A 603-nucleotide genomic window follows, 5' to 3' on the forward strand; every position below is an offset into this window, starting at 1 on the left:
GCCAGTCGGGTACGCCCGTGTTGTCCATCCGTGATGACTACAATCCTGAGCTGGAACAGTACACGTTACATGTGACTCAGATGACGCCGCCAACCGCCGATCAGAAAGAGAAGCTTCCGCTGCATATTCCGCTGGATATTGAGCTGTACGATGGGGAGGGGCAGGTCATTCCGTTACAGCATAATGGCCATCCGGTGCATCATGTACTCAACGTCACTGAGTCTTTCCAGACTTTCGTCTTTGATAAGGTTTACTTCCAGCCTGTGCCTTCCCTGCTGCGCGAATTCTCTGCGCCGGTGAAACTGGACTACAACTGGAGCGATGCGCAGCTCACTTTCCTGATGCGTCATGCGCGCAATGACTTTGCCCGCTGGGATGCGGCGCAGAGCCTGATGGCGAACTACATCAAAATTAACGTGGTCCGCCAGCAGCAGGGGCAACCGCTGTCGCTACCCTTGCACGTGGCGGATGCATTCCGTGCCGTTTTGTTATCGGAGTCCAGCGATCCGGCGCTGATGGCGTTGATCTTGTCTCTGCCGAGTGAAAATGAGATTGCCGAACTGTTCGACATCATTGACCCGCAGGCAAACGCCGTTGTGCGTG

The 603-nt window shown here is 55.2% G+C and carries 1 pseudogene; it reads left to right on the top strand.

The window, feature by feature from the left end:
• A pseudogene (locus WH277_RS00005) lies at positions 1-603 on the top strand (DUF3458 domain-containing protein); the annotation flags it as partial.

The sequence above is a fragment of the Erwinia sp. MYb416 genome (genome assembly GCF_037479575.1).
In the GTDB taxonomy this organism is placed as follows: Bacteria; Pseudomonadota; Gammaproteobacteria; order Enterobacterales; family Enterobacteriaceae; genus Erwinia; species Erwinia rhapontici.